Below are 492 nucleotides of genomic sequence, written 5' to 3'. Positions count from 1 at the left end.
GCGGTCGGCCGGTCGCCGGTGCTCGGGGCGGGGTTCGGCGCGCCGCGCCGCGTCCCGGTCGGAGCCGGGCCGCAGGGGGCCGGGCGGTGGCCAGGGCAGGCCGCCGTCCTGCCGCGGGTGTCCCCGGTACGCCTCGGCCTCCCGAGGGGCGTCGGGCCGGGCGACCCCGCGCGGCCCCCGCTCCGGGTACGTCTCGGCGCGCGCCGCCTCGTGCGCCCGCCATCGCTCGTCCGGCTCCTGCTGCCGCCGCTGGCTGTCCGGAGGCGCCTGCTGGCCGGCGGGAGCCCGGTCGGGGCGTGGCCACCCGTCGGCGGGTACGCCGGCCTCGCGGCCCCGCCCGCCGGGGCCGCGGTCCCACTGCGAGTCGGCCGAGCGCTCCGGCTGCGGGGCAGCCGAACGCCCCCATTGCCCATCGAAAGGACGCTCACGCTGGCCGTCGGAAAGACGGTCATGCTGGCCGTCGGAAGGACGCTCCCGCTGGCCGTCGACCGG

Annotated in this window: 1 pseudogene; it reads right to left on the bottom strand. The window is 81.3% G+C overall.

The features are described 5' to 3' along the window. Positions 1–492 (bottom strand): annotated as a pseudogene (locus F6X68_RS34575) (hypothetical protein); the annotation flags it as partial.

The sequence above is a fragment of the Micromonospora sp. AMSO12t genome, assembly GCF_008806585.1.
GTDB lineage: Bacteria > Actinomycetota > Actinomycetes > Mycobacteriales > Micromonosporaceae > Micromonospora > Micromonospora reichwaldensis.
This window is presented reverse-complemented; position numbering and strand designations above follow the sequence as displayed.